Genomic DNA, 2,869 nt, shown 5'->3' with positions numbered 1-2,869 from the left:
GAACAGGCGGTGCTGCTGGAAGCGAGCGCGGCGGTACGCAAGGTCGGCGAGACACTTGCCGGCGACGCAATTGCCGCCCGGACCAGATGGCTGGCGGGTGATGCCACCATCGACCTTGCCGACATCGAGCCGGCCGATCTGGTCACTTGCGCCTATGTGCTGGACGAGATCATTCCTGCATCACTGCCGAAGCTCATCGGCCGGCTCTGGCAACTCACTGGCGACACGCTGCTGATCGTCGAGCCGGGAACGCCCGCCGGCTGGCAGCGCATCCTTGCCGTGCGCCGGCAGCTGATCGAGGCGGGCGCACATGTGCTTGCGCCTTGCCCGCATCAGGCGCCCTGCCCGCTCGCCCCGCCCGACTGGTGCCATTTTTCCCGACGCGTCGCCCGCTCGCGCCTGCACAGGCTGGCCAAGGACGCCGACGTGCCGTGGGAAGACGAGAAGTTCATCTATGTCGCAGCGTCCCGAGAGCGGCCCACTTCGCACCAGGCACGGGTTCTTGCGCCGCCGAAATCCGGTTCCGGCAAGGTTCTGCTCAAGCTTTGCAGGGAAGACGGCACCGCCGCCGAGCGCTTGTTCACCAAGCGCGACGGCGCCGACTTCAAGCTGGCCCGGCGGTTGGACTGGGGCGACAGGCTGGCTTCCGAATAGGCAGCCGTGGCGTTTGCGCCCGCGCCGAAGAAAAATTTCGGAGCAATGTCGAATCCAGGCCGTGCCGTTCGACCATTGGCGTTCTCGGACCTTTCGAGACGCCAAGAGTGTCAAACGGCATCAGCCAACAGGAGAAACGCAATGAGCTATATCGCAGGATTTGTCGCCGCGGTGCCCGCCGCCAACAAGGAAGCCTATCGCAAGCATGTCGCCAAGGCGGCATCGGTGCTGAAGGAGTTCGGCACCACCCGCATGGTCGAAGGATGGGGCGACGACGTGCCCGGCGGCAAGATCACCGACTTCAAGGGAGCCGTGAAGGCAAAGCCGGATGAAGTCATCACCTTTTCGTGGCACGAATATGCGGACAAGGCGGCGGCGGACGCAGCCTATCAGACGATGATAAGCGATCCGCGCATGGCGGAGATCGGCGCGTCCATGCCCTTTGACGGCAAGCGCATGATCATTGGCGGCTTCACGCCGTTCATCGACCTGAACACGACCGGCAAGACCGGCTATATCGATGGCTCGCTGGTGCCGGTGCCGGCCGCCAACAAGCAAGCCTACCTTGCCGTGGCGGCGAAGCAGGCCGCGGTGATCAAGGAACATGGCGCAACCCGCGTCGTGGAAGCGTGGGGCGACGATGTTCCCGACGGCGAGGTCACCGACTACCGTGGCGCCGTGAAAGCGACGGGCGACGAGGTTGTCGTCTATGCCTGGGTCGAATGGCCGTCGAAGCAGGTGCGCGACGACGCCTGGAAAAAGGTGATTGCCGATCCGCGCATGTATGCCGACACCATGCCCTACGACAATCAGCGCCGGGTCCATGGCGGCTTCGCACCGATCCTCGATGCCTGATCCCAAGAACCCTCGTTTTCGACAATCCTGGAAAAGGAGACCCACCATGCGTTACGCCTGTCTCATCTACTATCACCCCAAGACGCTGTTCGGCGGCAGCCCGGAGGCCAATGCCGTGCTGGCCGAGTGCGCCGGATATGACGAAGTGCTCAAGGCGAGCGGCCATTTCGTTACCGCCGAGGCCCTGGTGCTGCCGGACGAGGCGATGACCGTGCAGGTCCGCGACGGCAAGATGTCGTCCGTCGACGGTCCGTTCATGGAGACCAAGGAAATCCTGGGCGGCATCATCGTCATCGAAGCCCGTGATCTCAACGAGGCGGTGCGGGTGGCGAGCGGCCATCCGCTGGCAACGATCGGCTTCGTCGAAGTCCGCCCGGTCGTCGACTTCAGCCAGCCGCCGCCGGTCCTGTGAGCACCGCCGGCCCGCGCGACGCCCTGGAGGCGGCCTACCGCACCGAGGCGCGGCGCGTGCTGGCGACGTTGATCCGCCTGCTCGGCGGTTTCGACGCGGCGGAGGAGGCCTTGCACGAGGCCTTCACTGCTGCCGCCGAACAATGGCCGCGCCAGGGTGTGCCGGCCAATCCCTATTCCTGGCTGGTCTCGGCCGGGCGCTTCAGGACCATCGACCGCTGGCGCCGGGATGCGCGGCTGACCGGGGCCCTGCCCGAGCTCACGGCTTTGGCCGAGCCGACGCCGGAACCAGCCATGCCGGAAGACATCCAGGACGATGAATTGCGGCTCATTTTCGTCTGCTGCCACCCAGTGCTGACGCCGGATGCACGCATTGCCCTGACTCTGCGCGAAGTGGGTGGTTTGACCACCGAAGAGATCGCCCGCGCCTATCTGACGCCGGCACCGACCATCGCCCAACGCATCGTGCGGGCCAAGGCGAAGATCCGGGACGAGGCGATTCCCTACGAAGTGCCCGATCGCGACGACCTGCCGGCGCGGCTCGAGAGTGCGCTGCAGGTGATCTACCTGATCTTCAACGAGGGGTACGCGGCAACCGAGGGGCCAAACCTGACGCGGGCCGATCTGTGCGCCGAGGCGATCCGGCTCGGCCGGCTGATGGTCGAGCTGCTCGACCAGCCGGAGGTGCAAGGGCTGCTGGCCCTGATGCTGCTGCACGAGGCGCGGCGCGCAACGCGAGTCGATGTCAACGGCGATCTCGTGCTGCTGGAGGACCAGGAACGCGCCCTGTGGGACCGTGCGCTGATCGCCGAGGCCGACAGCCTGATCGGCCGGGCGATCGCCTCGCGCCGCATCGGACCTTACATCCTGCAAGCGGCGATTGCTTCCGTCCACGCCGAGGCGGCAGGCACGACTGAGACCGACTGGGCACAGATCGTCGCGCTCTACG

General features: G+C 65.9%; 4 protein-coding genes. All 4 read left to right on the top strand.

The window, feature by feature from the left end; all coding sequences use genetic code 11:
• Positions 1-654: small ribosomal subunit Rsm22 family protein (locus EN935_RS29540; RefSeq protein ID WP_127373899.1), on the top strand; the 654-nt coding region annotated here is incomplete at its 5' end.
• Positions 655-795: 141 nt separating this feature from the next.
• Complete coding sequence (locus EN935_RS29535; RefSeq protein ID WP_127264676.1) at positions 796-1,509, top strand: DUF1428 domain-containing protein; 714 nt, start codon at positions 796-798, stop codon at positions 1,507-1,509.
• A 46-nt stretch (positions 1,510-1,555) separates the two neighbouring features.
• Entirely contained in the window at positions 1,556-1,921 is a 366-nt protein-coding gene (locus EN935_RS29530) for a YciI family protein (RefSeq protein ID WP_127264677.1), read from the top strand.
• Positions 1,918-2,869: DUF6596 domain-containing protein (locus EN935_RS29525; RefSeq protein WP_127373898.1), on the top strand; the 952-nt coding region annotated here is incomplete at its 3' end. The genes EN935_RS29530 and EN935_RS29525, both read left to right, overlap by 4 nt.

Source organism: Mesorhizobium sp. M7D.F.Ca.US.004.03.1.1 (genome assembly GCF_003998635.1).
Classification (GTDB): domain Bacteria; phylum Pseudomonadota; class Alphaproteobacteria; order Rhizobiales; family Rhizobiaceae; genus Mesorhizobium; species Mesorhizobium loti.
The sequence above is the reverse complement of the archived record's forward strand: the minus strand, read 5'-3'. Positions and strand labels throughout refer to the sequence as shown.

What these genes read in the sequence shown, in the direction of transcription:
- EN935_RS29535 (WP_127264676.1), top strand. Translation starts at nt 796, where the DNA reads ATGAGCTATATCGCAGGATTTGTCGCCGCGGTGCCCGCCGCCAACAAG.
- EN935_RS29530 (WP_127264677.1), top strand. Translation starts at nt 1,556, where the DNA reads ATGCGTTACGCCTGTCTCATCTACTATCACCCCAAGACGCTGTTCGGC.